This window comes from Natrinema longum (assembly GCF_017352095.1).
In the GTDB taxonomy this organism is placed as follows: Archaea; Halobacteriota; Halobacteria; order Halobacteriales; family Natrialbaceae; genus Natrinema; species Natrinema longum.
On the sequence record NZ_CP071463.1, the window covers coordinates 3212092 to 3238563 of the forward strand.

Genomic DNA, 26472 nt, shown 5'->3' on the forward strand with positions numbered 1-26472 from the left:
GTCGGGGGACTCGAGTCCGATGGGACGTGATCACAAGACTGAGTACCGACGTGGAAAAACCTCGCCTAATGACTGACCTCATGGAAACGGTCGTCGAGAACCGGGAGATGGTACAGCCAAACCACGCCAACACGCTCGACGTCGCTCACGGCGGCAACGTCATGAAGTGGATGGACGAAGTCGGCGCGATGAGCGCGATGCGGTTTTCCGGTGAGATGTGTGTCACCGCACGGGTCGATCAGATGAACTTCGAACGCCCCATTCCAGTCGGCGATACGGCCTATATTACCGCTTACGTCTACGATGCCGGCACCTCGAGCGTAAAGGTCCGCTTGCTCACCGAGCGCGAGGACCTCCGGACCCGCGAGCGCGAACGGACCACCGAATCACACTTCGTCTACGTCGCGATCGACGAGGACAATACGCCGACGACGGTTCCGGAACTAACGGTCAGCACCGAGGACGGTGAGCGCCTCCGACAGACCGCACTCGAGGACGAACTCTGAGACGGTCCGTCTGAGGAGGGCGAGTGATCGCGACCAGGAACGTCGCTCCCCGAGCGCGTCCGGATCGAAAAATCGAATCGACGGTCCGATCGGACCAGTCCGGCCCACCCGATCGGGGACGGACCACGACCGTTCGTGCGGTGACCGCGGGCGCGGGATGGCGCTGACGCTTACTCGGCGTCGAGTTCGTCCGATCGGGGGTCGCGCTCTCTGATGTCCTCGAGGAGGGTATCGACGGTCCCGCGCGTATCGGCGACGGTCGCGCCGACGAGGCCACCGATCGCACCGCCGGTGCTCGCGGCGTTACGGCTGAACAGTCCACCGACGGCCGCACCGACGGCAGCGCCGATCGCTGCATACCGGGCACGCAACAACACGGCAGTTATACGTTCTCTCATATCTCGTCCTTGGTGACTGGTACGGATAAATATACCTCTCGAGCGTTGTGCGTCGCCTCCGACTCGTCGAGTCGACGTGGCGGAATCGGTGGTGAGACCTCGCTCAAAGAACCGTCTCGACCGCGGCGAGGGAGTCGAGGACGTAGTCGGGTTCGACCTCGGCCGCTGCGAGATCCGTCCGATCGGTGACTCCGGTGAGAACGAGTGCCGTATCCATGCCAGCGTTGCTCCCGAGTGCGATGTCGGTATTGAGACGATCACCGACGACCAGCGTGTTCGAGGGGTCGGCATCGAGCCGATCCATCGCCGCTGTCGCTGCGATCGCGGACGGTTTTCCGAGGATCGCGTCCGCCTCGCGGCCGGCGACGGCCTCCATTGCCGCGAGGATCGCACCCGATCCCGGAATCTCTCCGCCGTCGACCGGGATCGTCACGTCCGGGTCGGTTCCATAGAAGGCCACGTCGTCCTCGAGTGCCCGCAGGGACTCCCAGAGCGTGCCAAACGAGAAATCGCTGTCGAACGACCCGAGGACGACCTCGGCCGCGTCCGGCTCCGCCGTCACCTCGACGGCAGCGTCGTCGAGGATCGTCTCGAGTCGCTCCTCGCCGACGAGGTAAACCGCCTCGCCGGGATGGGTCGTCGCGAGGTACGCCGCCGAAACGGTTGCGGACGTGAGGACGGCGTCCGGGTCGATGTCGATTCCGTGGGGTGCGAGCTTCGTCCCGTAGTGGTCGGCCCCCCGCGTCGGGTTGTTCGAAAAGAGCAGCCGGGAACAGCCCGCCGTCTCGAGTGCGCGCAAGCCGTCGGTCGCACCGGGCAGCAACTCCTCGCCGCGGACGATCGTCCCGTCGACATCGAGAATCACCGCCTCGTAGTCCGTCATCGTTCGTCGCTAGGGACGGCCGGCGATTGAGTGTTTGGATGCCGGTCGCCGACGACGAGCGTGAACTGGACTCGAGGGGAACGCCGGCGGACTGTGGCGATCACCGCTCCCGTTCCAGAGACGGCTCGTCGGTCTCGAGACCTGCCGAATCGGTCCAGTTCGATCGCTGACTTGCTGACCGACGGGAAAACCCCATACGGCTGCCAGCCGAAGCGGGTATATGGCACTCGACGTCGAGATACCCGAGCCGCCGACCCTCAGCGGCCCACAGGATCCGGGCGACTACGACGCCGTCGTCGAACCCGACGAGCGGACGGGTGACACTGCTCGCCGCGAAGACCTGGCCGACTTTCTGGAGGCGGGCGCTTGGGAAGACGCGTTCGACGAATGGGCCAGGGATACCTATCTGACCGAAACGGAGTTCCGGGCCGTCCTCGAGTTCGGGTTGATCGACGAGTTCGGGTTGATCGACGAGTTCGACTTTTACTGGAATCAGTCCGCAGAGGACGTCGGCTACCGTGCGCCGGCGGTGACGGAAGCGTCGGTAGCCGGTCACGACGAACTCGACGAAGCCGATATCGAAGACATCGAGGAGGAACTCGACACGCTCGGCCTGACGGTAAGCGAAGTGCTGGAAACCGACTACATCCACCGCGACGGGGAGGAGTTCGGCTACTCCTGGGAGTAGCGGGGGCGTGGACGTCGACTCGTCTCCATCCGATTCCGCGTCCACTCGTCCTCAACCGATCCTGTGCCCACTCCGTCGGTGATCGACCCCCCCCCTGTTCGATCCAGCGGTGGGAATTCTTATGCCGGAACCAGACCTACGACCGGCTATGACACTCGAGGTCGAGCCCCCCGAGCCCCCGGAACTGGAGTTCGTCGATCCAAACGAGTACGAGGACGCGACCATCAGCGCCGACGGTACCGAGGATATCGACTACCGGCGCGAGGAGCTCCAGGGGTTCCTCGAGGAGGGTGCCTGGACGGAGGCGTTCGACGAGTGGCGCGAAGGGACGGACCTCGAGGAGCGCGAGTACGGTATCGCTCGTGATCTGGATCTCTTCGCGGGGTTCGATTTCTTCTGGGACGATTTCGCCGACCGCGTGGGGTACCACGCGCCCGGAATCCCCGAGGATTGGCAGGCCCGGGAGTACCACCCCGAACTCGATACCTGGGGGACGGTGTCCTCGATCAACGCCGAACTCACTGAGTTCGGGCAGATCGTCTCGGTCACCCTCAAAGCGGAGTACGTCGACTGGGAAGCCGAGTACGAACCGCCCGAAGACCTGCCGGACTTCGACTGATCGCGAGTTCCGGCACCTCGAGACGAGGGCGATCGGGACAGCCGTGCCGTCGTATCGTGTGAGTCAGTCGCGTGGAACCGCGAGGTTTTGGGTTCGGCCGCCACATTCCGGGCAGGCCCCCAGGGAATCGGTCGCTTCTCGGTAGCCACAGTCCCGGCATTCGTAGTACGATCGCTCCGGCGTGTACGGGTCCGTGTAGACCATGGTCGATGACACAGAGTAACACGAAAAAGTGTTGTGTTGAAGCAGTAACACACGAATGTATACAATCAAGCGACACTATATGCGATTTATTATTGGACATATGTTTACAACGAGGGCCCGATTCCGCGTTGAGACGATTGCAAACGTCTGTACTCGAAGAGAGCGCGGAGACACACCGAGGGCTGCGATCGACCCCGGATCGCCTCGAGCGACTACCGGCCCGTCACACTGCCGTTCCCGTGGTTCGGCAGACGGGGTACTGACCGAGGGTCCTATTGCAGCAAAACTGGACTACTGGAACGGAGACACGGACGTGTGACTGATCGTGGAATACTTCGTGGTCGGTACCGTCTCACTCACTCCCGGGAATCGCTGGCTCTCGAGCGCCAAAACACTCCAGCAGTCCTACCCCGACCACTCGCCGGCGAGATCACCGGCGATGTTCTCTCGCCACTGGTCGAAGCCGTCCTCACAGGCGGCGTTGTCGTCGATGTGATCGACGAATCCAGCACCAGGCGACGCGAGTTCGTCTCCACAGAACGGACATGTGACCGGGTCGGTCCAGTCGGTCGTCGTATTTGTTGCCATTCGTACCGCAATCTATCAGGAACTATCATATAAGTCTCGTCCGTTAGGATTCATTATGATTGGAATGGCATATAATGTCATTAATTTCGACGGCGGCGATTCCCGGGTTGGCGGACGGTCCGCCAGCGACGGCGCACACGGCATTTCGGTCACTGGTTGGCTCGAGACGGGGGAACCACTATGTAAAGAGTTAACATGGTTCGAAGCATACATCACAACATGACACTCGAGGAACAACGTGAGTACGAGTGTCTCCAGTGTGGCCGACGGGAGACGGTCGGCGACGCGCTCGTAAGCACCTGCCCACAGTGTGGGGGCGAAATGCGAAACGTCGAGTTGATCCACGACTGAGACGGTCCCCTGTTACCGGGTCCCGGCGCACCCACAGGGGGTCGCGGGTGCGCCGGCACTGACAGTCATACGGCTGATCGGCCCTAGCCGTCGGTCGTTCCCGCTGCTCGCCGCAGCCAACTGTCGAACGAATGCGGTCGAATCAGTGCGAACTAGTTCCCAACGCCGCTTCGCGTGTTCTCGTGAGCAGTACTCCCTCTCACTCGAGAAGACGCGGCCATCGTGCGACGTACACATCCGCTTCGCAGCGTAAGAAGCTCCTACGCACCGCCATCCCAGCGGTACGAACTACCATACGCCGCCGCGTCGTTGGATAGGGTCTGACACACGACGCGACCAATCCTTCATATTTATACGAGGTGGTAGTAGTAGCGTACGTATATGTCCGAAACCGGGGCGGAGTCCCGTCCACTGGCCCGACGACTTCCCGATCCGACCACAGCGTCGAACGTCCGGTACGATCCGTCACTCGCAGAATTGCGCGAACTCGCCGCGCCCGAGGAGACGACGACCGAGTTCGGGTCTGCTTCCTACGTCAGCGAGGTTCGCTCGCGGAGCGCCGACCGGACGAAAAACGCCGTCGACGACGAGTTCGACGACCACGATCACGAGTTGATCGACGTCGCAGTCGACAGCACGGACGACACGGAGTTGCTCTGCGTCGACCGGCAGATGGGGCGACATCCGGAGGCGAGTTTCTGCTGTCGGCTCTTCGTTCCCGTCGAACACGCCCGAATCGCCTACGCGTGGGCGACGCTCTTCGAGCCGGCAGACGGACAGGACCCCGATCTCTACACCGTCCAGCTGCCGGACCACGACGAGACCGCGATCCGCGTCCTCCCCGACGACGGGTTCACCGCCGTGCTGGGCAGCGACTACATCGGCGAGGCCAAGAAGTCGTTCCTGCGGCTGTTCATGTATCGCATCAAGCAACAGGGCGGGCTCGGACTTCACGCGGGTAGCAAACGGGTTCGGGTCCGCGACGACGACGGCGAACTCCGGACCGTCGGCCAGGTGTTCATGGGCCTCTCCGCGACCGGCAAATCCACGCTGACGTCCCACGGCTGCTGGCTCGAGGAGCCCGAAGACGCCACCATGGTACAGGACGACGTTTGCGGTCTTCTCCCGGACGGCTCCGTCGCCGGCAGCGAGGGCGGGGGGCTGTTCATCAAGACGATCGGTCTCGACGACGAGCAACCCGAACTCTACGAGGCCGCGACCGACGAGTCCGCGATCCTCGAGAACGTCGCCGTCGACGACGACGGCACCGTCCACTTCGACGAGGACCGCTATACCTCGAACTCGCGGGCGATCATCCGACGCGACGACCTCGAGAGCGCGGCGGCGGAGATCGATCTCGACCGACTGGATCAGGTGTTTTTCATCACTCGAAACCCACTGATGCCGCCGATCGCCAAACTCGACCCAGCCCAAGCCGCCGTCGCGTTCATGCTCGGCGAGTCGATCGAGACCAGCGCGGGCGACCCGTCGCGAGCCGGCGAGTCGATTCGTGTCGTCGGGACGAACCCGTTCATCATCGGCTCCGAGGGCGAGGAAGGGAACGCGTTTCACGACCTCGTCGACGCCCTCGAGGTCGACTGTTACGTCATCAATACCGGGTATCTCGGCGAGGAATCGAAAGACATCGGCGTCGCCGAGTCCGTCACGGTTCTCACCGAGGTCGCTCGAGGGACCGTCGAGTGGACCGACGACGAGCGAACGGGACTGACGATCCCCCGATCGATCCCGGGACTCGACATCGACGACTACTACGTGCCCGACCACGTCGACGACTACGACGCCGCGCTCGCGGAACTGCGCGCCGATCGTCGTGACTACCTCGAGCGATTCGACGACCTCCGAGAGGAACTCACGGACGCCGTCTATTAATCGCTCGGCGTTCGGTGGTCGCCGTCGGTCGCGGGCGATCCGAGTCCGGATCGACCCACGGTACCCGATTGAGAGGCAGTAGTTGCCGCACACGGATACCGTTATATGTGTCGAGTTCGCACGGTTCGATAATGAGCGCACAGGTACGAAAACCGACCGCGAGAATCTGCGAAGCGTGCGGTCGCGGCGAACAGTGGGACGAAGAGCTCGAGGCCTGGCAGATCGCCCGCGAGGACGGCGAAAAACAGGTCGGCAATCCACACTGCATCCACGAGTGGGACATCACCGGCACGTTCACACCGGTCGGCGCGAGCGATAGCTAACGGGTCTTCCTGTAGGGGCCGATCCGGGACCGCGACAGTGCTCTTTTCCCCGCCTCGAGCGTAGCCACGATCATGCCGACGGTATACATCACGGCCCCGCCGGATGCGGCCGACGAACTCGCGGCGACGCTGGTCGAGGAGCGACTCGCCGCCTGCGTCAATCGACTCTCGACGACCTCGACCTACCGCTGGGACGGCGACGTTCACCACGACGAGGAGGCGGTGTTGCTCGCGAAGACGACCGACGACGCCTACGACGACCTCGTCGAACGCGTCCGGGAGTCCCATCCCTATGACGTCCCCTGTCTCGAGCGATTCGACGAGAGCGACGTCCTCGAACCGTTCGCCGCGTGGAGAGCGGACGTCGTCGAGTAGCGGCGTGGGAGACGGAAGCGTGCGTCAACCCCTCACAGACAATGACTGCCCGAATTAGCAACCCTTAAAACTCGCGCACGGGTTGTGACGGGTATGGCTGGAACCATCGAAGTGCTCGTTCCGGGTGGCCAGGCCAACCCTGGCCCACCGCTCGGTCCCGAGCTCGGACCGACCCCCGTCGACGTGCAGGCTGTCGTACAGGAGATCAACGATCAAACCGAAGCGTTCGACGGCACCGAAGTCCCCGTCACCGTCGACTACGAGGAGGACGGCTCCTTCGAGATCGACGTCGGTGTCCCGCCGACGGCGGCACTGGTCAAAGACGAGGCCGGTTTCGAAACCGGCAGCGGCGAGCCCCAGAAGGATTTCGTCGCGGACCTCTCCGTCGATCAGGTCAAGACGATCGCGGAGCAGAAACATCCGGATCTGCTCGCCTACGACACGATCAACGCCGCGAAGGAAGTCGTGGGTACCTGCGCCTCGATGGGCGTTACCATCGAAGGCAACGACGCCCGCGAGTTCAAGCAACGCGTCGACGACGGCGAGTACGACGACGTGCTCGCTGGCGAGGCGGACGCGTAGATCGCCGGTCTCGACCACGAGCGCACGGAGCGTTTCGCTGTTTTCCACGTGTCTCGATCCGTGATCGACGGCATCCGTCCCTGAACTCGAGTCGGAACCGTCCCAGTGCCACAGACGACCGAGCACGCAGCTCAGATCTTGTTTGCGGGCGGGACGGTCCGATCGTCCGGGCGAGCCGCCCCGGACGCACCGAAGAGGACGCGGATGCTCGCACCGACGCCGAGCGCAGCCGCGAGTCCAGCGAGAGCCAGCGTCGCCGGAAGCGACCAACCGGCGATCCCGGTGAGCAGTGCCCCCACGAGGACGCCGGTCCAGGGCCGATCGTCGGCGACTTTCGAGACGAGCGTGCGCCCGATCGCGACGAGACCGATCGCCGTTGCAGTCGGAAGCACCGCCGCGCCGACGATCACCAGCGGGATGCCGAAGAACGTCCCGATCCCCGTGTCGACGATGAGATACCCTGTACTGGCCAGGCCGCCGATCACGAGTAGGCCCGGCAGCCCGATACAAAGCGAGATGATCGGACTGTGGCGTGATTTCGTCACTGCCCGTGTGCCGTAGTTCTGAAGCAATCCGAGCACGATCATCGCGACGAGGAGGGACCCCGCAAACTGGACACCCATCCGCACGAACGGCTCGAGGGACCGATAGGCCTCGAGTTCGCCGCCGGGTGCTGCCAGCGTTCCGATCGGATCGACGACCGACGACCCAATCATAGTATATAAGTCTAATGGCCACATAGATACACGATACATCACCACGGATAATAGAGTTTTTGGTTAGTATACTAGTATCTATCCGTGACTAACACGAAAGATAGACAATTCAATAGTTTTGACCGATTGCCAACGGCATCCGGCGACGGGCCCGCCTGGACGATCGTCGGAGGACCCTATCGACGGCGTACTCACGGCACGATCGGTTCCCGACAGCGTCGTGGTCAGCCAGGCGGAGCGGACGCCGGGAGACGAGCGTGCTGGCAGTTCGACGGGTTTAAGTTCGGCATGGCACTTGGTTCAAGGGAGACAGGCATCGCCTGTTTCACTGACCCGTAGGAGCAGTCCTGCGCACTACGGAGGTGAACAATGGCAGATTCGGATATTGAAACAGCAGTAGCCCGCGCACTCGAGGATTCGCCGGACCGGAACTTTACCGAGACGGTAGACCTCGCGATTAATCTGCGCGACTTAGACCTGAACGAACCGTCGAACCGCGTTGACGAGTCGATCGTCCTGCCGTCCGGAACCGGCCAGGAGACCCGTATCGTCGTCATCGCCGAAGGAGAGACCGCAGTCCGCGCCGAAGAGGCGGCGGACGAGGTCCTTTCGGTGGACGACGTGGCCGACCTGGACGACGACGACGCCAAGGACATGGCCGACGAGACGGACTTCTTCATCGCCGAAGAGGCGATGATGCAAGACATCGCCCGGCACCTGGGTACCATTCTCGGTCCCCGAGGGAAGATGCCGGACCCGCTCGCGCCCGACGACGACGTCGTCGAAACCGTCAACCGGCTCAAGAACACCGTCCAGCTTCGCTCCGGCGACCGACGAACCTTTCATACGCTCGTCGGTGCCGAGGACATGGACGCCGAGGAGATCGGCGACAACATCGACGTTATCCTGCGTCGACTCCACGCCGACCTCGAGAAAGGCCCCCAGAACATCGATACCGTCTACGTGAAGACGACGATGGGGCCGTCCGTGGAGGTGGCCTAAGATGAGCGCACAGGCCGAACGCAAAACCGAGAACCTTCCCCAGTGGAAGAAAGAGGAAGTCGACGACCTCGCACAGATCATCGACGAGTACGAGAGCGTCGGCGTCGTCGGCATCGCCGGCATTCCCTCGAAGCAGCTCCAGGATATGCGTCGTGACCTCCACGGCACCGCCGTGTTACGCGTCAGCCGCAACACCTTGCAGACGCGTGCGCTCGAGGACGCCGGACTCGGCGACCTCGTCGAGCACATCGGCGGGCAGGTCGGCGTCATCGCGACCGACGAGAACCCGTTCTCGCTGTACAAGGAACTCGAGGCGTCGAAGACGCCCGCGCCGATCAACGAGGGCGAAGTCGCTCCGAACGACATCGTCATCCCCGAAGGGGACACCGGTGTCGATCCGGGGCCGTTCGTCGGTGAGCTCCAGGGAATCGGTGCGAACGCACGCATCGAAGAGGGTTCGATCCAGGTCATGGAAGATTCGACGGTCCTCGAGGCCGGCGAGGAAGTCTCCGCCGATCTGGCGAACGTCCTCAACGAACTCGGCATCGAGCCAAAGGAGGTCGGTCTCGACCTCCGAGCCGTCATCGCCGACGGCGTGCTCTTCGACCCCGAGGACCTCGACATCGACGTCGAGGCCTACGAAAGCGACGTGTCGACGGCTGCCGCCCGCGCTCGGAACCTCGCTCTCAACGCGAGCTTCCCAACCGCGTCGACGGCCCCGACGCTCATCGCCAAGGCCACGGGCGAGGCGAAGAGCCTCGGCCTGCAGGCCGCGATCGAGGACGAAGACCTGATGCCCGACCTCGTCAGCAAGGCCGACGCACAGCTGCGTGCGCTCGCCGGCCAGATCGACGACGAGGAGGCGCTTCCTGACGAGCTTCAGGACGTCGAGGCCCCCGCCGAACCGGCGGCGGCCGACGACGAAGACGAATCGGCAGACGACCAGACTGACGACCAGACCGAGACCGAAGACGCCGATACCGACGACGATGACGACGAAGACGACGGCGACGGCGCGGCCGGTCTCGGCGAGATGTTCGGTTAATTGGAGGATCCAACAATGGAATACGTATACGCTGCACTCATCCTGAACGAATCGGGCGAAGAGATCAACGAAGACAACCTGACGAACGTCCTCGACGCTGCCGGCGTCGACGTCGAAGAGTCCCGAGTCAAGGCGCTCGTCGCCGCACTCGAGGACGTCGACATCGACGAGGCAGTCTCCGAGGCCGCTGCCGTCCCCGCTGGCGGAGCCGCCGCAGGCGGTGCCGCAGGTGGCGAGGCAGCTGCCGACGAGGCCGACGAGGCCGACGAAGCCGAAGAGACCAGCGACGTGCCGGACACGACGGACGAGGACGACGACGAGGACGACGAGGCCGACGGCGAGGGTCTCGGCGAACTCTTCGGATAACGGTCCCGTCGATCCGGTTCCGACGAGTTGCAATCCCGACTTTTTATCGACGCTCGAGGGCGAGTGGCGACGCCGTCGTCCCGGAGTCGACGGCAGGTCGCCCCCACGAGAGCCGGGCACGGATTCCCGCGCTCGCCGGCCGGGATCGGCGATCCGAGACCATATAAACGAGGGGGCGGCCAGAGTCGGCGATGGCCGCCCCAGTCGAGATCGGATTCCAGCCGGCCCTGACGGGACAGCTCCTCGCGTGGGTGATCGCCGGTTCGCTGCTGGGGTGCTGTAGCGGACTCGTGCCGGGGCTGCACGCCAACAACTTCGCGTTCCTTCTGGCGGGGATCGCGCCGTCGGTTCCCGGCCCACCGCTGTTCGTCGGCTGTGCGATGCTGGCAGCCGGTGTCGTCCACACGTTTCTGAACGCCGTCCCCGCGATGGCGCTTGGCGTCCCCGACGCGGAGATGGCCGTTACTGCCCTCCCCGGACATCGGATGGTTCTCGAGGGGCGGGGGTACGAGGCGATCCGACTCTCCGCAATCGGGAGTATCCTCGCCGTGCTCGCGGCGGTCCCACTTGCCGTCCCCGTGACCTGGGCTGTGATGGCCGTCTACCCGACGGTTCGGGCACACCTCTCGCTCGTCCTGGCGATGGTCGTCGTCGCGCTGATCGCGTCGGAGCACACGTGGCGGGGCCGGTTCGGTGGCCTCCTGTCGTTTTGTCTGGCCGCTGGTCTCGGCGCACTGACGCTAGATCTCTCCGCGGACGCTCCCCTCGAGGCGGGTGGGACGCTCGCGCCACTCTTCGCCGGACTGTTCGGTGCGCCGGTGTTGATCGATGCGATTCGGGGCAGTGGCATTCCGCGACAGGACGGCGAGGAAATAACGATGTCTCGCCGGTTCGTCGGGACGACCGCCGTTGCGGGCGCGCTCGCCGGTGCCGTCGTCGGGTACATCCCCGGCATCTCGGCGGCTATCGCCGCCGTCGCGGTGTTGGCCGCCGTGCCAAACGGGGCAAGCGATCGCGGTTACATCGTCGCGACCAGCGGCGTCGATACGGCGAATACCATATTCGCGCTCTTCGCGCTGGTCGCCATCGGCCAGCCCCGAACCGGCGTGCTGGTCGCCTTCGACGGGACAGCCGCACCGCTCGAACTCCCGATACTGCTCGCGGGGGTCGTCATCGCCGGCCTGATCGGCTTCGTGCTGGTGATCGTCGCCGGAGATGCCTACCTCGAGTTGATCGGCCGACTGACCTACTGGAAGCTTTCGGCTGCAGTTCTCGCGTTGTTGTGCGTGCTTTCGTTCCTGTTTACCGGCCCGCTGGGTATCGGGATCTTCGCCATCGCGGCCGCGATCGGACTGGTTCCGGTTCGCTTGCGGTGCCGCCGCGTCCACCTGATGGGGGTCCTGATCGGGCCGCTCATGCTGGGCCTCTGAGTCGGGTGGAGCCGCTACTCGTCCGACCGCCACTCTCGAGCAGCCCCGACGAGGTCCGCGACGCGCTCGTCCGAAACGGGAGCGGTCGTCTCACACCCCCGCTTCAGCGCGGTGCCGACGATGACGCCGTCCGCACCAGCCTCGAGGCAGTCGCCGACCGTCTCGGCGGTCACCCCGCTGCCGACGAACACCGGCGTCTCCTCGCTGCCCCGTTCGTCGAGCGCGTCGACGACCCGTTCGACGTCCTCGAGAGCGGTGTCGGCACCCGTTCCGGGACCGGAGACGATGACGCCGTCGGTCTTGCCGCGCTCGACGGTTTCGATCGCTGCGCGTTCGATATCGTCGTCGCCGACCGGCGTCGCGTGTTTGACGTGGACGTCGGCGAGAATCGAGACGTCGGCCTCGAGTCGGTCGCGAAGCCGGAGCGTCTCGTGAGCCCGACCCTCGATGAGCCCCTGATCGGTGGCGGCGGTCCCAACGTGGACGTTGACGCGAACGAATTCGGTGCCGGTGGCTGCAGCGATCGACACCGCCGCCGTGGCGTCGTTGCGAAGTACGTTGATCCCGACCGGGAGATCGACGGCGTCGGTCAGGGCCGTCGCGATCGCGGTCAGCTCCGCGACGACGTGGTCGGGGACGTTGTCCGGGTAGAACGGTGAATCGCCGAAGTTCTCGAGGACGATCCCGTCGACTCCGCCCGCCTCGAGCCGGCGTGCGTCCTCGAGTGCGCGGGCGCGGAGCGCCTGGCGGTCGCCCTCGAACGCCGGTGCGCCGGGGAGGGGCGGGAGGTGAACCATCCCGATGACGGGACGATCGCTGTCGAAACGTTCGAGAACGGCTCGGTCCGCGGTCATATCGGCGCTGGGGCCGGACGGGAGATAAGTGGTCGTGGTACGCTTTGGCGGCGCGACGAGAGGGCAGGTCCGTACGAGGCGGCAAGCCCCGCTCCCTCCAAGGGTGTTTTGCCCGCGCCGTCGTTACGTCCGCTCGATGACTGATCTGCTTTCTTCGGTATCGTTGCGGGACGTAGAACTCCCAAACCGAATCGTCGTTTCACCGATGTGCCAGTACTCCTGTGAACCGGACGGGACCGCGACCGAGTGGCACCGCGTCCACCTCGGGAGTCGGGCCGTCGGCGGTGCCGGAGTGGTGATGACCGAAGCGACCGCCGTCGACCCGGTCGGCCGGATCACGCCCCACGACCTCGGGATCTGGAGCGACGAGCACGCAACCGCGCTCGAGCCGATCACCGAGTTCGTCCGCGATCAGGGCGGGGTACCGGGAATTCAACTCGCCCACGCGGGCCACAAGGCGAGCAAGGAACGGCCCTGGGAGGGCCACGTCCCGATTCAACCCGACGGGACCGGTCCCAGCGGGGCATCGGGGTGGGAAGTCCTCACGCCGTCGCCCGAGGCCTATCCGCCGTTCGACGGCGAGCGCCCGGCGATGAAGAAGGCCGATCAGGACGACATCGAGGGCGTCATCGACGCCTACCGCGGGGCGGCCGAGCGCTCGCTCGAGGCCGGATTCGAAATCGCGGAGATCCACGCGGCCCACGGCTACTTGCTCCACGAGTTCCTCTCGCCGGTCACGAACCACCGCGAGGACGACTACGGCGGGAGCTTCGAGAACCGGACGCGGCTGGTCCGCGAGATCGCCAGCGCCGTTCGCGAAGTCTGGCCCGACGACAAGCCGCTTTTCGTCCGCCTCTCGGGCACGGATTGGCTCGACGACCGCGAATCGTGGGATATCGACCAGACGGTCCGGCTGGCCGACGACCTCGCGGCACTGGGCGTCGACCTGGTCGACGTCAGCTCGGGCGGGCTCCACCCCGAGCAGGCCGTCCCCGGCGGGCCGAACTTCCAGGTGCCCTTGGCCGAGCGAGTTCGGGAAGGAGCCGACGTGGCGGTCGGGACCGTCGGGGGCGTCACCGAGCCCGAACAGGCCGACGCCCTGGTCCGAAACGGCCGCGCCGATCTCGTGTTCGTCGGCCGTGAGTTCCTGCGCGATCCCTACTTTGGACTCCGCGCCGCCGGCGACCTCGAGCGCGATCCCGAGGCAGTCAGAGACCAGTGGCCGGCTCAGTACCGGCGGGCCGTCCAGCGGTAACGCGACCGCTTCGGCGGCGACTCGAGGGGCCGATCACGCGCCGTCGTAGTCGTCCAGCCAGCCACTCACCGAGGAGCGCAACGCCCCGGTCGTCGTTCCGACGTTCAGGAGTTGGTAGCCGTTTTCGGCCTTTTCGTTGACGTCGTCCATGCCGAAGCCGAGCCCGCCGACCGGAACGTCCGCCTCGACAGCGGCCGATCGAATCGTCTCGACGGCTTCCTCGACGTCGGGATGGTCGAACTCGCCCGGCTGTCCCAGCGACACCGAGAGATCCAGCGGGCCGATGAAGACGAAGCCGAGTTCGGGCACCGCGAGGATGTCGTCGAGGTCGTCGAGCGCCGACCGGGTTTCGACGGTGACGCCGACGACGACGGACTCGTCTTCGGTGGACACGTAGTCGTCGGTCAACCCCCAACGGCCCGCGCGAGGGTTCGCCATTCCCCGCCAGCCGGGCTCGGCGTCGTACTCGAACCGACTGGCTCGTACCGCCGCCTCGAGTTCCTCGGCGCTGCCGACCCGCGGGAGGAAGACGTTTCGAACGCCGGCGTCGAGGGCTTTCCGAACCAGGGAGGGATCGGTATCGGGAAGCCGTACCAGCAGCTCCGTCTCGGTTCCGTCCACTGCGCGGAGCAGTGCCTCCAGTTTGCCGGCGTCCCGCGGGCTCGGGCCGCCGTGTTCGAGGTCGATCCAGACGAAATCCGAACCCAGCGCCGCGTAGAGTTCGACCACCGTCGGGCTGTACGTGTTCTCGAGGACGCCGAGTGCGACCTCGCCGGCCTCGAGCGTCTCGCGGAGCGCGTTGCCTCGCGGTTGCTGACTCATGCGCCGATGGCCACGCTTGCTCGTGACTAAAATCTGGGGCCGACAATCGTCGGTCGATCAATCGTCCGTCCACTTGATCGAACAGCCACGCGAGGGCTGCCACTCGAGGTCGACGGCCTCGCCCGCCAGCACGGCGTCGATCGCTTCGCGGATCTGGTATCGGCTCGGTTCGTCGTCGGGGTTGGGCGCGTCGTCGAGTCGGCCGTGGTAGACCAGACGGAACTCGCCGCTATCTCGCGGCTCTGCCGCTCGACTATCCGCGGCGCGTAGCGCCGCGCTGTTTTCGAAGAGGAACGGATCGGGGGTGCACACTGCGCCGTAGGCGCGGGCGACGTCCTGACTCTCGTCCCGGAGATAGGCGTCGTAGTCGATCGTCCCGTCCGCGACGACCTCCCGCATCTTCCCGAACGAGTCGTCGGGGTACTCCTCGGCGTCGTTGGGATTGATCCCGACAACCGAGACGTCCTCGTACTCGGCGGCCAGTTCGTTCAGCAACTCGAACTTCGCCTGCGCGTACGGACAGTGATTGCACGTGAACACGACCAACAGCGCCTCGTCGTCGGCGAAGGACTCGAGCGTGTACGTCTCGCCGTCGACGCCCTCGAGTTCGAACGCGGGAGCGGGATCGCCGGCCTCGAGTTGAGATTCGGATTCTTTCAGGACCATGCGAGTCGTTGTGCCTGTTCGTTCTTAATCGTCACGTTCACAGCACTCGTGTCGCTCGGGCTGGGAGTCGTCCTCGAAGCGTCTCGGCGATCGTGATCGCACGGGTTCGATTCCCGGATCGTCCTGTCCCCGACTGCGAACCGGCGCGCAGTTCGGCGGGGTCGAGCCTAGCCGAACAGTTCTGCGACCGACAGGAGTATACTGGGGACGACGAGCAACACGAGCCCGCCGACCATCAGAACCAGCGGCAGGACGAGCAACCCCATGTCGGTCAACAACCAGAGTCCCAGCCCGGACAGGACCGCAACCAGCCCGACGAGTCGAAGGATCCACACGAACAGCCCTTCGAGTTCCGACTCAGCGATGATGTCTACGACTTCGAGTGCATCGTCCATCGGAGTCTGAATCTAACTACGGCAGTCGGTTAATTCTAGTGGTTTCGAGACGAGATGGACGCCTGTTCTCGGATCGTGACGACTCACATATTAGTACCCCCGGCCGCATCGAGTAGGGTATGAAGACACTCGAGATCACCGACGAACAGTACGCGTTCATCCAGCACCTCCGCGAGGAAATCTCCGAATCGGTCGTCGGCAAGTACGGCTTCGTCCGCGAGCGCGACGCCGTCCAGTTCCTGATCGACAACCTCGACGAGGAGATCGAAATCGACGCCGACGAGTTCGATTCCTCGGCAACGGACGACGTCACCGCGTCCGTCGGGGCCGCAATCGAGGGCGACGACGATCCCCACGAACTCGAGGCGGTCTCCTACGTCGAAGACGAGACGCCGGCACCGGACGACGCTCGGGACGGTGAAGCCGCCGATCTCGACGGAGAGCCCGACGGGTCGGGCGCGGCCGACTCGAGTGGCGGCGACGAAGCGGCGGCCGAGACGGACGCCGATACCGACGCGGGTGCGGACGGTGCCGACGACGGTGACGATTCGGTCGACGAGGGCGATGTGGCTGACGACGGTGACGGCTCGGCCGACGACGACGATATGCTCGACGAGATGATGAGCCTGCTCGAGACCCACGACGACAAGTGGGGGGAATCGGACTCGGCGGACTACCGGTACACGGTCGAACTCCCCGACGGCTCGAGCGAACAGGTACAGACGAAAGACGACGTGCGTGCGCTGCTGTTCAAGAATTATCGCTGATACAGCCCGAACAGCGCCGTCTCGCCGGGTTCCGTCGCCGCAGCCGACGGGACTGCCGGTATCGTGACGCGAGTCAGGTGAGCGGCCGCTCGAGTGTGGGCCTGCGACGGAGCGCCCTCGTATCGCGTTCCGAGAACCGATCTCGCTTGCGGGACTGCCGTCGTTCGTGGGTGCGTTCGGTCAGATCGCTCCGTTGATGATGTCCGCGACTTCCTGTCGATCGAAGAGGTGTTCGTCGCCGGTCACATCGCCGAACTCTTCTGGGAACAGTTGCTTCGCTGCCCGTTCGGTCAGGAAGAGGTTGTGAATCGGGCCCTGGTTGAGGTAACCGCCGCGATACACGCGCCCGTTCTGTACGGCAGTGAGTTCACTCCCGACGGGATGGCGCTGCATATAGTCGAGAACCGTGTCACGGAATTCCGTCGCGGACTTCCGCTCGTGGCCGCGGATGAGGATCACATCAGGGTCGATTTCAAGCAGGTTCTCGTAATCGAGTTTTCCCCGGTTCGTGGTGCTGAGATTCTCGGTTCCCGTCCCCGCCAGTGCGTCGTGGATACCGAGGTCCCGCCACTGTTTCTTGCTCGTCCCCTCGTCGTCGAGCCGGTACGGCGAGAACGCCTCCGGCTCTTCGGCACCCTCGAACGTGAGGAAGACGGACGGACGGTCGTCGGCCGGTGGGAGCCGCTCCTGCACCGACGCGATGAACGTGGTGTGGAGTTCGAGAAACGCCTCGTAGCGATCACGCTGTTGGAACACTGCCGCTACTTTCTCGAAGGCCTCGTATAACGTGTAGTAGCGGTAATCGTGCCATTCGTCCGATCGACGGAAGATCAGGTTGCCGACGAACGGCGCGACCATCGACGTGATTTCGTCGATATCCGCATCGTCCCACCCGAACCAGTTGATGAGCATCTGTGGGTCGTACAGGTGCACGTCGCTGTCGAGTTCGTAGAACTCCTCTTTGGTCCGGACCTCCGGATAGGACTCGAGGACAGCTCGATCGACTGTGACTCCGGGGAGTTCGTCGTACACGTAGGTGTAGTACCGGTTCGCTCCGCCGAGCCCCGCTAATCCATCAGCTTGCCCCAGTGCGACGGCCATATCGGCGTATCCGCCGTCGTACGCGACCCAGCGCTCGGGTACCGTCTCGAAGGTGACGCTTCCCATCGGTTCCATCGACACCGAGTACGAGTCGTTCCCACTCGTCTCGCCTTGCTTGCTCTGGTCGGCCAACTCTGAACAGCCGGCGAGGGCAACGCCGGTCGCGAGCGTTGCGCCGTATTTTAGCGTGTCTCTGCGTGTCGGTACATCGTGTGTTGTCTCATCTACCTCCATGGTTTTTAGGCTAGCCTAAAAACCAATAAATACTCTGGTTATTAGGCAAGCCTAAAATTTCCGCCGACAGAACCGCGGGGCGTCTTGAGGAGGCTGGGCATTGCACCGGTTTCACCGGCTTGACACCCTACAGCGTCGCGTACGGACCGTCCATCGCGAGCACCTCGTCGTGGGTCCCGCACTCGACGACCGTCCCCCGCAGGCCGCCGGCCGAACAACGTTAAACCTTTACTCGCGCTCGCGCTTCCAAGCGGTATGAGCGAACGCGAGGTGCTCGAGTTGCTCCGTGAGAACGCGCGCTACTCCACGGCGGATATCGCGCGAATGACCGACCTCGAGGAGAGCGAGGTCGAGGCAACCATCGAGGAGCTCGAGGCAGCGGGCGTCGTCCGGGGCTACCAGGCGGTCGTCGACTGGGACAAACTGGAGGACGAACGCGTCCGGGCCGAGGTGGAGTTGAACGTCACGCTCGACCGCGAGACGGGCTACGACGACATCGCGGAGCGCCTCGCACGGTTCCCGCAGGTCAAAGCCCTGCGACTGATCAGCGGCGACTACGACTTCGATATGGAAGTCGAGGGCGACTCCATCCGCGAGGTCTCCCAGTTCATCAGCGAGAAGGTCGCGCCGGTCCCCGAGATCACGCAGACGGTCACCCACTACGTGATGACCTCCTACAAGGAGAACGGCATCGAACTCGGCGACGGCGAGGGCGACGATCGCCTCTCGTTCTCACCCTGACCATGACGTTCGAACTGTCAGACCGCGTGCAGGCGGTCCCGCCGTCGGGCATTCGGCGCTTCTTCGAGATCGCCGAGGAACGCGACGAGGTCATCTCGCTGGGTGTGGGCGAGCCCGACTTCGCGACGCCGTGGGCCGCCCGCGACGCCGCGATTACCTCCCTCGAGCAGGGCAAGACGTCCTACACGGCAAACCGTGGTAAGCGCGAACTCCGCGAGTCGATCGCCGACTACGTCGCCGACCGGTTCGAGCTGGGCTACGACCCCGACGAGGAGATCATCGTCACGGCGGGTGCGAGCGAGGCGGTCGATCTCGCCTTCCGGGCGTTCGTCGATCCCGGCGACACGGTCGCGATCGCCCAGCCGTCGTACATCTCCTACGAACCCGGCGTGATCTTCGCCGGCGGCGAGGTGCTGCCGGTCCCGACCACGAAAGACGACGAGTTTCGCCTCACCGTCGAAGGACTCGAGCAGGCCGGCGCGGCCGACGCGGACGTGCTCGTCCTCTGTTACCCCAACAACCCGACGGGCGCGATCATGCCCGCCGAGGACCTCGAGCCGATCGCCGACTTCGCCCGCGAGCACGACCTGATGGTCTTCTCCGACGAGATCTACGCCGAGTTGACCTACGACGGCGAGCATACCTCGATCGCGAGCTTCGAGGGGATGCGCGAGCGGACTATCGTCTTCAACGGCTTCTCGAAGGCCCACGCGATGACCGGCCTTCGACTCGGCTACGCGCTTGGCCCCGCCGATGCGATCGGTGCGATGAACAAGATCCACCAGTACACGATGCTCTCGGCCCCGACGACGGCCCAGTACGCCGCCCTCGAGGCCCTGGATTCGTGTGCGAACGACGTCCAGGAGATGGTCGACCAGTACGACCGTCGCCGACAGTTCGTCCTCTCGCGCTTTCGCGAGATCGGGATGGACGTCTTCGAAGCCAAGGGGGCGTTCTACTGCTTCCCCGAAGTCCCCGATGGCTTCACGGCCGAGGAGTTCGCCGAGGCGGTCCTTCGCGAACAGGGGGTGGCAGTCGTTCCCGGCGACGTCTTCGGCGACGTCGGTGAAGGCCACCTGCGGGTTTCCTACGCGACCGGGCTCGGTGACCTCCGGCAAGCGCTCGACCGTATCGAGGCGTTCGTCGACGAGCACGTCTGAGACGGCTGCCGTCACTGGGGCCACGCCATCCCCTGGTCGGTGTGGAGGGACTGACTGACGATCGTCCAGACGGGTCGCGGATCGCTTTTGATCGGGAACAGTTTTGCCGGTCGCCGCCGCTTTCGTTTGCATGGTCGACTATCGTCCCATCCCGGACGAACGGGACGTCTTTCACGAGTACCGCAGCTACGCGTTCAGGCCCGAAGAGGGGGTCCCGGCGTACGATCCCGACGAACACGAGCGGCCCCGAGCGACGCTCGGGTCCCGTCGCGGCGTGTACGAAACCGATGGGGCCGACGACGCGGAGCCACGCTGTGTCTGTCGACACTACTGGCTCGAGTCCCGAGTGCGCGAGGAGTGCCACCGGACCGCCGGGCTCGCGTCCGTCGCGACGCCACCCGAGTACCGCCGTCGGGGGTACGTTCGGCAGTTGCTCGCCCGCTCGCTCGCGGAGTATCGCGACCGTGAGATCCGGTTTTCCGTGCTGTGGCCGTTCAGTTATCGGTTCTACCGCCAGTATGGCTGGGACACGTGCAACCGAATCGTCACCCACGAGTGCGAGCCGTCGGTGCTCTCGTTCGCGACCGACGCCGTCGACCGGGACGCGGGTTCGATCCGCCGACTCGAGGCCGACGAGTTCCGGTCGCTCACACCGGCCTACGAAGCCCACGCCGACCGATACTCGCTGTCCCTCGAGCGTGAGGAAGACTGGTGGCGCTATCGCGTATTCGGCGGCCACGATCGGGATCCGTTCGTCTACGCGTACGAACGCGACGGTCGGGTGCGGGGATATCTCGTCTACACGATCGACGGCGAGATGGGCGACCGGACGATGGCCGTCTCCGAACTCGTGGCCGCCGATCACGAGGCCACCCTGGCGTTGCTGTCGTTCTGTCACGACCACGGGTCGCAGGTCGAGCGTGTGCGGCTTCGCGTGCCTTCGGGCGTTCCGCTCCGCGATCTCGCTCGAGACCCCGACGAGATCGAGACCGTCGTCGAGAACGGCCCGATGGTCCGGATCGTCGACGTCGCGGCGACGCTCTCCGCCCTCTCGTACCCGGATCTCGACGTCAGTACGACGATCGCCGTCGAGGATCCACTGGCCGAGTGGAACGAAGGTGTATTCGAGCTGGCGATCGCGGCCGGCCAGGCGGACTGTACCCGGCTGGACGGTCGGTCGAACGCGGCGGCCGACGCCGATGTCCGCCTCGAAATCGGTGCGCTCTCACAGCTCGTCGTCGGGTTCCAGTCCGCAGAAACCCTCGAGCGAACCGGTCGGATCGAGACGGCCGCTCCGGAGCCCGGAGACGTTCTTTCGACGCTCTTTCCCCAAACCGAGGTCTATCTCGGCGATCGATTTTGATCGCTCGAGACGCTGCGTCGGACGATCTGTCCGACTGGCAGGGGACGGGGACCGGCCACGGACGGGGTCATATGCCATCTAGTACCACTCGGACGCTCGGCCACGACACTGAAATAGGGGATTCTCTTACTATGTGCTGACTGTCCGTCGATGATCGCAACGGCTGTGAGAGGCGATAGCCTCGAGCGGGAAGGGGAGACGAATCCGTCACTGGGCGGGGGTGAACAGACGTGACGATGCGATCGGTACCGATCGTCGACCGGGTCACCGACGCCTTCTTCGCACTCGATACGGGGTTTCGATTTACCTATCTCAACGAACGGGCCGAGACGTTGCTCGAACGGTCCCGCGAGGACCTGATCGGGCGGGTCATGTGGGACGAGTTCCCCCAGACCGTCGAGACGCAGTTCCCCGACGGGTTCCACCGCGCGATGGACGAACAGGTGTCGGTCTCCTTCGAGATCTACCACACGCACCTCGAGACCTGGTTCGAAGCGCGGGCCTACCCCTCCGAATCCGGGCTGTCGGTGTTCATGCGCGACGTCACCGAGCGAAAGGCCCAGGAGACGACGTTAGCCCAACACGCTGCCGTCGTCGAGGCGGTCCACGACGCCGTCGTGACGCTCGATCGCAACCGCGAGATCGTCACCGTCAACGGCGCGACGGAGACGATCCTCGGTGCCGATCGCACGGAACTCGTCGGCGAACACGTCGAGACGCTCACCGAACTGGCGGGAATCGACGGCGAATCCGCCGTCGATATCGGCCGGGCGATCACCGACGTCGACGTCGGAAACGCCGACCGCAGCCAGCTCGAGGTCGCCTACGTCGGTCCGGAGGGTGATGCGCGGATGGCCGAGTTCAGATTCGTCCCGATCGAGGACAACACCGCCACCGTCGCCGCCGTCATCCGGGACATCACCGACCGGTACGAGTACGACCGCGTCGTCACGTCGCTCCACGAGATCACCCGGTGGCTCCTCGAGTCCGACGATCCCGAGGAGATCTGTGCGATCGCCGTCCACGCCGGGAGCGATCTGCTCGATCTCCCCATCAGCGGCGTCTGGCTGCTCGAGGAAGAACGGGGCTACCTCGAACCCGTCGCCGGGACCGCCGGTGCACACGACGAATTCGGCGGTCTCCCGCGGTTCAACCCCGGCGAAGGCCTCGTCTGGGACGTCTTCGAAGCCGGCGAAGTCCAGCTGTTCGACGATCTCGGGACCATCGACAACCTCTACAACCCGGACACGCCCCTCGAATCGGAGATCATCGCACCGATCGGGACACACGGTATTCTCATGACCGGCTCGCTGGATCCCTACCGGTTCGACGAGACCGATATCGATCTCATCTCGACGCTCGTCGAGAACACGCGCGCCGCCCTCGATCGAGCCGATCGGGAGCAGGTCCTGCGGGACCGGACGGCCGAACTCGAGCGCCAGACCGACCGCCTCGAGGCCATCGCCGACGTCCTCTCGAGCGATCTGAAAGACCAACTCGAGACCGTCGCCGACGCCTTGGAAGCGGAGACGACCGACGAATGGGAGTTTCCGCTCGCGGAGGACACCGTCGAAACGACGCTCGATCGAGCCGAACGACTCGTCGACGACATCCGGGAGTTCGCCCGCAACGCCTCGGCCGTCGGGACCCGCACCAGACTCGATCTCGAGGCGGCGATCGAAGACGCCATCAGCGACTCGCAACTCGAGACGGATGCGGTCGTCGTCGACGGCTCGGCCACGCTCCGGGCCGATCCCGACCGGTTCGGCCATCTCATCGAGACGGCGTTCGACAGTGCCACCGCGCGGGCCGAGGGCGACGTCACGATCCGGATCGGCCTCGTCGGGTTCGACGACGGCGGCAGTCGAGGGTTTTTCCTCCTCGACGACGCTACCGAGATTCCGCCGACCGCACACGACCGCGTGCTCGATCCGACCGCCGACGACGAAACCGCGATCGACGGCCTCGGCCTCGCACTCGTCCGGGCCATCGCCAAAGCCCACGACTGGGAGTGTTCCGTCACCAACGGGGACAACGGCGGCACGCGGATCGAAATTCGAGACGTAACGACCCTCGAACGGCTCCGCGAGTGAGTCACGGAAGCGCGACCGACTAGCCCAGCGGGCCACGTCGTCCGGCGGGCCGACGGTCGCTGCCGGGACTCGAGCGATTATTCCTGCAGTACCGATTCGCTCGTAATATCCCGACAGAGCTGTCGGTAGCCGTCTTGCTCGAGCAGTTCCTGCATCGTATCGTTGACCTGCACTCGAAGGACGGCCAGCCGGTCTTTGAGTTCGGCGTACTCCTGGCTCGAGCGGCGTTCGGCCTCCGTTTTCTGATCGTCTAGCAGCGCCTTCTTCGAGGCCAGTGCGAAGAACTCTTGCAGCTGTGCGTCGTAACTCGTCCGGAGCAGCAGTTGATCGATGATGGCGATCAGTTCGTCCTTCGAAACCGGCTTGACGAGGTAGTCGTCGAACCCCATCTCGATGATGTCGAAATCGGGCTCGACCGCCGTCACCATCGCAACCCGGCAGTCGAGGCCCCGTTCCCGAATCGTATCGAGGACGGTATCGCCCGAGAGGCCCGGCATCCGCCGGTCCAGCAGGACGACGTCGATCGATTCGTCGATCGCATCGAGGGCTTCGGTGCCGTCGTAGGACGTTTCGACGTCGCACTCGGCCTCGAGCCAGGCGGCATAGAGGTTCGCGAGGTCGGGCTCGTCTTCGACGATCAGGACGGACGGGGTATCAGTAGTCATCGGCGTTCCTCTTGGCGTGTCGGCTCGTTGGACGAATCGTCCCGGCCGTATATCAATATACCGGACAGTCGATGAAAAATTCGAGCGACTGAATCGGTAGCCGGGTTCCCGAACCCTTACTCGGATTTGCGCACCGTCACTCGAGTTCCCGTTCGATCGTTCCGCGACGGTCGCGGATCTCGGCTGCGTCGGCCGTCAGCGTCCGACCGGCGTCGACCGCGAGTCGACCGTCGTCGGTCGCCGAGCCGAGTTCGACGACCGGTGCGACGCCGTCGAACGCCTCGCGGACCGCCTCCGGCGACTCGGTCTGGACGAGTGCGCGCCCCGGCTGTTCGTGGAACAACGCCCCTGCCGGCTGGTCGCTCGGAATCGCCACCTCGAGCCCGGCGTCCTCGGTGACCATCTCCGCGAGCGCGACGGCGAGGCCGCCGTGGCTGACGTCGTGGACTGCGAGGGTCGCGTCGTCGTTCGCGACCGCAGCGAGGGTCTCGACGACGGCCGCCGGATCGGCCGGGAGGTCGGGGAAGGCGTCGCTGCCGTCGAACTGGGCGAGATACTCGGAGCCGCCGAGGCGGGGAGATCCGGCCTCGAGGCCGAGGTCGCCGACGAGAAGCAAGTCGCCGTCGGGCTCGACCGCCAGCGGCGGCGCGTCGTACCCGTCCTTGGAGCCGACCATCGCCAGCGTCGGCGTCGGCGGTATCGGTCCCGCGACGGAGTCGTTGTACAGCGAGACGTTCCCGCCGACGACCGGCGTGGAGAGGGTTTCGCACATCTCGGCGAGCCCGTCGACGATCCCAGTGAAGCCGCCGTAGACGTCGGGCTTCTCGGGATTGCCGCCGTTGAGACAGTCGACCGCGGCCAGCGGCGTCGCCCCCTTGGCCGCGATGTTCGTCGCGTTCTCGAGGGCCACCGCGCGGGCACCCTCGTACGGTGCGACGTCGGTCCAGTTCGGAGCGCCACCGGAGGAGAGCGCGAGCCCCTGTTCGGCCTCTCGGACCGCGATGATCGCGGCGTCGTCGCCCGGCCCGACGCTCGTGCGCACGCCGACCTCGTGGTCGTACTGCCGGTAGACCCACCGCTTCGAGGCGGTGTTCGGGCTCGAGACGATCGCTTCGAACGCATCCTCGAGGTCGACGTCGGGCAGATCGGTTTCGGGTTCCGCCGGGTCCGCGGTCGAGAGGTCGTTCATCGGCGCGCCCTCGCCGAGGAAGTACGCGTCCACGTCGACGACCGTCTCGCCCTCGAAGGTGCAGACGTAGTTGCCGTCGGTGACCTCGCCGATAACTGAACAGCCCAGATCGAACCGCTCGACGAGCTCGCGCACGCGGTCGACGTTGTCCGGTTCGACCTCGTAACACATCCGCTCCTGGGATTCCGCGAGGAGGATCTCCAGCGCGTTCATGTTCGGCTCGCGCTGGTGAACCCGCTCGAGTTCGATGTGTGCGCCGAGATCGGCCTTGGCGACCATCTCGCTGGAGGCACCGCCGAGGCCGGCGGCACCGAGGTCGCGGGCGGACTCGATCAGGTCTTCGTCGACGAGCGCCTCGTTGGCCTCGATGAGTAACTTTTCGGCGTATGGGTCGCCGACCTGTACCGCGGGTCGGTCCTCCGTCTCGGCGTCCTCCGCGAGGTCTTCGCTGGCGAAGCTCGCGCCGCCGAGTCCGTCCCGGCCGGTCCCGTTCCCGACGAGCACGAGTTTGTTGCCGGGCTCCTGGGCCTCGGCGGTGACGAGACGTTCCTCGGTGGTCAGGCCGACGCAGGCGACGTTGACCAACGGATTCCCCTCGTAGTCGGGATGGAAGTCGACGCTGCCGGCGACCGTCGGAACGCCGATGCAGTTCCCGTAGTGGCTGATCCCCTCGACGACGCCCTCGAAGAGGTACTTCGAGTGTTCGTCGTCGAACTCCCCGAAGTACAGCGAATCCGCGAGCGCGATCGGGTAGGCCCCCATCGAGAGGGTGTCCCGGACGATGCCGCCGACGCCCGTCGCCGCGCCGTCGAACGGATCCACGTAGGAGGGATGGTTGTGGCTCTCGATTCCCATTGTAATATACGTCTCATCATCCAGCGAGACGACCGCTGCGTCGTCGCCCGGCCCGACGACGACCTGCTCGCCCTCGCTGTCGAACGCCGACAGCAGCGGTCGCGAGGAGCGGTACGCGCAGTGTTCGCTCCAGAGGTTCTCGAACAGCGCCGCCTCCGCTCGAGTCGGTTCCCGCCCCAGCTCGGAAACGACGAGTTCGCGGTCCGAATCGGCAAGACTCATTCATGTCGGTGGTGGAAGTCGGGCAGTAAAGGGGTTTCTATATACACGGTCGTGCATTGATCGACGCGACCCGCCGGGACGAACTCGTCGCCGTTCGGGCGTTGACCCTGCCGACCGACGGGAC

General features: G+C 65.0%; 30 protein-coding genes. 18 read left to right on the forward strand and 12 right to left on the reverse strand.

Annotated features, from left to right (window positions below; genetic code table 11):
• The first annotated feature begins 68 nt into the window (after nucleotides 1-68).
• Nucleotides 69-506, forward strand: coding sequence for an acyl-CoA thioesterase (locus J0X27_RS15845; RefSeq protein ID WP_207270109.1), 438 nt, complete (start codon nucleotides 69-71; stop codon nucleotides 504-506).
• Between the two features lie 170 nt (nucleotides 507-676).
• On the opposite strand, the gene J0X27_RS15850 is transcribed toward J0X27_RS15845, so the two are convergent.
• A complete protein-coding gene (locus J0X27_RS15850; protein ID WP_207270110.1) occupies nucleotides 677-904 on the reverse strand; it encodes a hypothetical protein in 228 nt (75 codons plus the stop codon).
• A gap of 103 nt (nucleotides 905-1007) precedes the next feature.
• Nucleotides 1008-1787, reverse strand: a complete 780-nt coding sequence (locus J0X27_RS15855; protein ID WP_207270111.1) for an HAD-IIA family hydrolase — start codon at nucleotides 1785-1787, stop codon at nucleotides 1008-1010.
• 220 nt (nucleotides 1788-2007) lie between these two features.
• On the opposite strand from J0X27_RS15855, the gene J0X27_RS15860 reads away from it, so the two are divergent.
• Both J0X27_RS15860 and J0X27_RS15865 read left to right on the forward strand, forming a co-directional pair.
• Nucleotides 2008-2475, forward strand: a complete 468-nt coding sequence (locus J0X27_RS15860) for a DUF7992 family protein (RefSeq protein ID WP_207270112.1) — start codon at nucleotides 2008-2010, stop codon at nucleotides 2473-2475.
• A 148-nt stretch (nucleotides 2476-2623) separates the two neighbouring features.
• A complete protein-coding gene (locus tag J0X27_RS15865; protein ID WP_207270113.1) occupies nucleotides 2624-3094 on the forward strand; it encodes a DUF7992 family protein in 471 nt (156 codons plus the stop codon).
• A gap of 63 nt (nucleotides 3095-3157) precedes the next feature.
• Here J0X27_RS15865 and J0X27_RS15870 read toward each other — a convergent pair whose 3' ends face one another.
• Both J0X27_RS15870 and J0X27_RS15875 read right to left on the reverse strand, forming a co-directional pair.
• Nucleotides 3158-3298, reverse strand: coding sequence for a rubrerythrin-like domain-containing protein (locus J0X27_RS15870; protein ID WP_207270114.1), 141 nt, complete (start codon nucleotides 3296-3298; stop codon nucleotides 3158-3160).
• A gap of 405 nt (nucleotides 3299-3703) precedes the next feature.
• On the reverse strand, nucleotides 3704-3886 hold the full coding sequence (locus J0X27_RS15875) for a DUF7501 family protein (RefSeq protein WP_207270115.1): 183 nt from the start codon (nucleotides 3884-3886) through the stop codon (nucleotides 3704-3706).
• Between the two features lie 219 nt (nucleotides 3887-4105).
• Between J0X27_RS15875 and J0X27_RS15880 the strand changes: the two genes are divergently transcribed.
• From J0X27_RS15880 to J0X27_RS15900, 5 genes are all read left to right on the forward strand, one after another.
• The gene (locus J0X27_RS15880; protein ID WP_207270116.1) at nucleotides 4106-4237 is read left to right on the forward strand and encodes a rubrerythrin-like domain-containing protein; all 132 of its coding nucleotides are present in this window, start codon (nucleotides 4106-4108) and stop codon (nucleotides 4235-4237) included.
• A 381-nt stretch (nucleotides 4238-4618) separates the two neighbouring features.
• Nucleotides 4619-6127 carry a phosphoenolpyruvate carboxykinase (ATP) gene (locus J0X27_RS15885; RefSeq protein ID WP_207270117.1) on the forward strand — a complete coding sequence of 503 codons (1509 nt, stop codon included), beginning with the start codon at nucleotides 4619-4621 and terminating at the stop codon, nucleotides 6125-6127.
• 131 nt (nucleotides 6128-6258) lie between these two features.
• The gene (locus tag J0X27_RS15890; RefSeq protein ID WP_097379720.1) at nucleotides 6259-6450 is read left to right on the forward strand and encodes an HEWD family protein; all 192 of its coding nucleotides are present in this window, start codon (nucleotides 6259-6261) and stop codon (nucleotides 6448-6450) included.
• A gap of 72 nt (nucleotides 6451-6522) precedes the next feature.
• Nucleotides 6523-6825: a divalent-cation tolerance protein CutA gene (gene cutA / locus J0X27_RS15895; RefSeq protein WP_207270118.1), complete on the forward strand. Its 303-nt coding sequence runs from the start codon at nucleotides 6523-6525 to the stop codon at nucleotides 6823-6825.
• Between the two features lie 93 nt (nucleotides 6826-6918).
• Nucleotides 6919-7407: a 50S ribosomal protein L11 gene (locus tag J0X27_RS15900; RefSeq protein ID WP_207270119.1), complete on the forward strand. Its 489-nt coding sequence runs from the start codon at nucleotides 6919-6921 to the stop codon at nucleotides 7405-7407.
• 131 nt (nucleotides 7408-7538) lie between these two features.
• Here J0X27_RS15900 and J0X27_RS15905 read toward each other — a convergent pair whose 3' ends face one another.
• Nucleotides 7539-8147 carry a DUF8173 domain-containing protein gene (locus J0X27_RS15905; RefSeq protein ID WP_207270120.1) on the reverse strand — a complete coding sequence of 203 codons (609 nt, stop codon included), beginning with the start codon at nucleotides 8145-8147 and terminating at the stop codon, nucleotides 7539-7541.
• A gap of 345 nt (nucleotides 8148-8492) precedes the next feature.
• On the opposite strand from J0X27_RS15905, the gene J0X27_RS15910 reads away from it, so the two are divergent.
• The 4 genes from J0X27_RS15910 (at nucleotide 8493) to J0X27_RS15925 (ending at nucleotide 11966) form a co-directional block, all read left to right on the forward strand.
• Nucleotides 8493-9125: a 50S ribosomal protein L1 gene (locus J0X27_RS15910; RefSeq protein WP_097379717.1), complete on the forward strand. Its 633-nt coding sequence runs from the start codon at nucleotides 8493-8495 to the stop codon at nucleotides 9123-9125.
• Between the two features lies 1 nt (nucleotide 9126).
• Nucleotides 9127-10170 (forward strand): 50S ribosomal protein L10, encoded by a 1044-nt coding sequence (locus tag J0X27_RS15915; protein ID WP_097379716.1) that lies wholly within the window; start codon nucleotides 9127-9129, stop codon nucleotides 10168-10170.
• Between the two features lie 15 nt (nucleotides 10171-10185).
• Nucleotides 10186-10536, forward strand: a complete 351-nt coding sequence (rpl12p, locus tag J0X27_RS15920) for a 50S ribosomal protein P1 (protein WP_097379715.1) — start codon at nucleotides 10186-10188, stop codon at nucleotides 10534-10536.
• A gap of 191 nt (nucleotides 10537-10727) precedes the next feature.
• Nucleotides 10728-11966: a tripartite tricarboxylate transporter permease gene (locus J0X27_RS15925; RefSeq protein ID WP_207270121.1), complete on the forward strand. Its 1239-nt coding sequence runs from the start codon at nucleotides 10728-10730 to the stop codon at nucleotides 11964-11966.
• A gap of 14 nt (nucleotides 11967-11980) precedes the next feature.
• On the opposite strand, the gene J0X27_RS15930 is transcribed toward J0X27_RS15925, so the two are convergent.
• Nucleotides 11981-12820: a BtpA/SgcQ family protein gene (locus J0X27_RS15930; RefSeq protein ID WP_207270122.1), complete on the reverse strand. Its 840-nt coding sequence runs from the start codon at nucleotides 12818-12820 to the stop codon at nucleotides 11981-11983.
• A gap of 136 nt (nucleotides 12821-12956) precedes the next feature.
• Here J0X27_RS15930 and J0X27_RS15935 point away from each other — a divergent pair, with 136 nt between their 5' ends.
• Nucleotides 12957-14075 (forward strand): NADH:flavin oxidoreductase/NADH oxidase, encoded by a 1119-nt coding sequence (locus tag J0X27_RS15935; protein WP_207270123.1) that lies wholly within the window; start codon nucleotides 12957-12959, stop codon nucleotides 14073-14075.
• 33 nt (nucleotides 14076-14108) lie between these two features.
• On the opposite strand, the gene J0X27_RS15940 is transcribed toward J0X27_RS15935, so the two are convergent.
• The 3 genes from J0X27_RS15940 to J0X27_RS15950 all read right to left on the reverse strand — a co-directional run bounded on the left by J0X27_RS15940 (nucleotide 14109) and on the right by J0X27_RS15950 (nucleotide 15958).
• Nucleotides 14109-14897 (reverse strand): HpcH/HpaI aldolase family protein, encoded by a 789-nt coding sequence (locus J0X27_RS15940; RefSeq protein ID WP_207270124.1) that lies wholly within the window; start codon nucleotides 14895-14897, stop codon nucleotides 14109-14111.
• A gap of 57 nt (nucleotides 14898-14954) precedes the next feature.
• The gene (locus J0X27_RS15945) at nucleotides 14955-15563 is read right to left on the reverse strand and encodes a thioredoxin family protein (protein ID WP_207270125.1); all 609 of its coding nucleotides are present in this window, start codon (nucleotides 15561-15563) and stop codon (nucleotides 14955-14957) included.
• 167 nt (nucleotides 15564-15730) lie between these two features.
• Nucleotides 15731-15958 carry a hypothetical protein gene (locus J0X27_RS15950; protein WP_207270126.1) on the reverse strand — a complete coding sequence of 76 codons (228 nt, stop codon included), beginning with the start codon at nucleotides 15956-15958 and terminating at the stop codon, nucleotides 15731-15733.
• A 119-nt stretch (nucleotides 15959-16077) separates the two neighbouring features.
• On the opposite strand from J0X27_RS15950, the gene J0X27_RS15955 reads away from it, so the two are divergent.
• The gene (locus tag J0X27_RS15955) at nucleotides 16078-16725 is read left to right on the forward strand and encodes a hypothetical protein (RefSeq protein ID WP_207270127.1); all 648 of its coding nucleotides are present in this window, start codon (nucleotides 16078-16080) and stop codon (nucleotides 16723-16725) included.
• A 180-nt stretch (nucleotides 16726-16905) separates the two neighbouring features.
• Here J0X27_RS15955 and J0X27_RS15960 read toward each other — a convergent pair whose 3' ends face one another.
• A complete protein-coding gene (locus tag J0X27_RS15960; protein WP_207270128.1) occupies nucleotides 16906-18060 on the reverse strand; it encodes an ABC transporter substrate-binding protein in 1155 nt (384 codons plus the stop codon).
• Between the two features lie 255 nt (nucleotides 18061-18315).
• Here J0X27_RS15960 and J0X27_RS15965 point away from each other — a divergent pair, with 255 nt between their 5' ends.
• The 4 genes from J0X27_RS15965 to J0X27_RS15980 all read left to right on the forward strand — a co-directional run bounded on the left by J0X27_RS15965 (nucleotide 18316) and on the right by J0X27_RS15980 (nucleotide 23417).
• Complete coding sequence (locus J0X27_RS15965) at nucleotides 18316-18801, forward strand: Lrp/AsnC family transcriptional regulator (RefSeq protein WP_097379705.1); 486 nt, start codon at nucleotides 18316-18318, stop codon at nucleotides 18799-18801.
• A gap of 2 nt (nucleotides 18802-18803) precedes the next feature.
• Nucleotides 18804-19961 (forward strand): pyridoxal phosphate-dependent aminotransferase, encoded by a 1158-nt coding sequence (locus J0X27_RS15970; RefSeq protein WP_207270129.1) that lies wholly within the window; start codon nucleotides 18804-18806, stop codon nucleotides 19959-19961.
• 130 nt (nucleotides 19962-20091) lie between these two features.
• Nucleotides 20092-21324 (forward strand): GNAT family N-acetyltransferase, encoded by a 1233-nt coding sequence (locus J0X27_RS15975; RefSeq protein WP_207270130.1) that lies wholly within the window; start codon nucleotides 20092-20094, stop codon nucleotides 21322-21324.
• A 236-nt stretch (nucleotides 21325-21560) separates the two neighbouring features.
• Complete coding sequence (locus tag J0X27_RS15980; protein WP_207270131.1) at nucleotides 21561-23417, forward strand: PAS domain-containing sensor histidine kinase; 1857 nt, start codon at nucleotides 21561-21563, stop codon at nucleotides 23415-23417.
• Nucleotides 23418-23494: 77 nt separating this feature from the next.
• Here the strand turns inward: J0X27_RS15980 and J0X27_RS15985 are convergent, their stop codons facing one another.
• Together J0X27_RS15985 and purL are read right to left on the reverse strand one after the other, a co-directional pair.
• Nucleotides 23495-24082, reverse strand: coding sequence for a response regulator (locus tag J0X27_RS15985; protein WP_207270132.1), 588 nt, complete (start codon nucleotides 24080-24082; stop codon nucleotides 23495-23497).
• A 136-nt stretch (nucleotides 24083-24218) separates the two neighbouring features.
• Nucleotides 24219-26348, reverse strand: a complete 2130-nt coding sequence (purL, locus tag J0X27_RS15990) for a phosphoribosylformylglycinamidine synthase subunit PurL (protein ID WP_207270133.1) — start codon at nucleotides 26346-26348, stop codon at nucleotides 24219-24221.
• Between the last annotated feature and the right edge of the window lie 124 nt (nucleotides 26349-26472).

Coding starts and splice junctions, on each gene's coding strand:
- J0X27_RS15845 (WP_207270109.1), top strand. CDS start 69: ATGACTGACCTCATGGAAACGGTCGTCGAGAACCGGGAGATGGTACAG.
- J0X27_RS15850 (WP_207270110.1), bottom strand. CDS start 904: ATGAGAGAACGTATAACTGCCGTGTTGTTGCGTGCCCGGTATGCAGCG.
- J0X27_RS15855 (WP_207270111.1), bottom strand. CDS start 1,787: ATGACGGACTACGAGGCGGTGATTCTCGATGTCGACGGGACGATCGTC.
- J0X27_RS15860 (WP_207270112.1), top strand. CDS start 2,008: ATGGCACTCGACGTCGAGATACCCGAGCCGCCGACCCTCAGCGGCCCA.
- J0X27_RS15865 (WP_207270113.1), top strand. CDS start 2,624: ATGACACTCGAGGTCGAGCCCCCCGAGCCCCCGGAACTGGAGTTCGTC.
- J0X27_RS15870 (WP_207270114.1), bottom strand. CDS start 3,298: ATGGTCTACACGGACCCGTACACGCCGGAGCGATCGTACTACGAATGC.
- J0X27_RS15875 (WP_207270115.1), bottom strand. CDS start 3,886: ATGGCAACAAATACGACGACCGACTGGACCGACCCGGTCACATGTCCG.
- J0X27_RS15880 (WP_207270116.1), top strand. CDS start 4,106: ATGACACTCGAGGAACAACGTGAGTACGAGTGTCTCCAGTGTGGCCGA.
- J0X27_RS15885 (WP_207270117.1), top strand. CDS start 4,619: ATGTCCGAAACCGGGGCGGAGTCCCGTCCACTGGCCCGACGACTTCCC.
- J0X27_RS15890 (WP_097379720.1), top strand. CDS start 6,259: ATGAGCGCACAGGTACGAAAACCGACCGCGAGAATCTGCGAAGCGTGC.
- cutA (WP_207270118.1), top strand. CDS start 6,523: ATGCCGACGGTATACATCACGGCCCCGCCGGATGCGGCCGACGAACTC.
- J0X27_RS15900 (WP_207270119.1), top strand. CDS start 6,919: ATGGCTGGAACCATCGAAGTGCTCGTTCCGGGTGGCCAGGCCAACCCT.
- J0X27_RS15905 (WP_207270120.1), bottom strand. CDS start 8,147: ATGTGGCCATTAGACTTATATACTATGATTGGGTCGTCGGTCGTCGAT.
- J0X27_RS15910 (WP_097379717.1), top strand. CDS start 8,493: ATGGCAGATTCGGATATTGAAACAGCAGTAGCCCGCGCACTCGAGGAT.
- J0X27_RS15915 (WP_097379716.1), top strand. CDS start 9,127: ATGAGCGCACAGGCCGAACGCAAAACCGAGAACCTTCCCCAGTGGAAG.
- rpl12p (WP_097379715.1), top strand. CDS start 10,186: ATGGAATACGTATACGCTGCACTCATCCTGAACGAATCGGGCGAAGAG.
- J0X27_RS15925 (WP_207270121.1), top strand. CDS start 10,728: ATGGCCGCCCCAGTCGAGATCGGATTCCAGCCGGCCCTGACGGGACAG.
- J0X27_RS15930 (WP_207270122.1), bottom strand. CDS start 12,820: ATGACCGCGGACCGAGCCGTTCTCGAACGTTTCGACAGCGATCGTCCC.
- J0X27_RS15935 (WP_207270123.1), top strand. CDS start 12,957: ATGACTGATCTGCTTTCTTCGGTATCGTTGCGGGACGTAGAACTCCCA.
- J0X27_RS15940 (WP_207270124.1), bottom strand. CDS start 14,897: ATGAGTCAGCAACCGCGAGGCAACGCGCTCCGCGAGACGCTCGAGGCC.
- J0X27_RS15945 (WP_207270125.1), bottom strand. CDS start 15,563: ATGGTCCTGAAAGAATCCGAATCTCAACTCGAGGCCGGCGATCCCGCT.
- J0X27_RS15950 (WP_207270126.1), bottom strand. CDS start 15,958: ATGGACGATGCACTCGAAGTCGTAGACATCATCGCTGAGTCGGAACTC.
- J0X27_RS15955 (WP_207270127.1), top strand. CDS start 16,078: ATGAAGACACTCGAGATCACCGACGAACAGTACGCGTTCATCCAGCAC.
- J0X27_RS15960 (WP_207270128.1), bottom strand. CDS start 18,060: ATGGAGGTAGATGAGACAACACACGATGTACCGACACGCAGAGACACG.
- J0X27_RS15965 (WP_097379705.1), top strand. CDS start 18,316: ATGAGCGAACGCGAGGTGCTCGAGTTGCTCCGTGAGAACGCGCGCTAC.
- J0X27_RS15970 (WP_207270129.1), top strand. CDS start 18,804: ATGACGTTCGAACTGTCAGACCGCGTGCAGGCGGTCCCGCCGTCGGGC.
- J0X27_RS15975 (WP_207270130.1), top strand. CDS start 20,092: ATGGTCGACTATCGTCCCATCCCGGACGAACGGGACGTCTTTCACGAG.
- J0X27_RS15980 (WP_207270131.1), top strand. CDS start 21,561: ATGCGATCGGTACCGATCGTCGACCGGGTCACCGACGCCTTCTTCGCA.
- J0X27_RS15985 (WP_207270132.1), bottom strand. CDS start 24,082: ATGACTACTGATACCCCGTCCGTCCTGATCGTCGAAGACGAGCCCGAC.
- purL (WP_207270133.1), bottom strand. CDS start 26,348: ATGAGTCTTGCCGATTCGGACCGCGAACTCGTCGTTTCCGAGCTGGGG.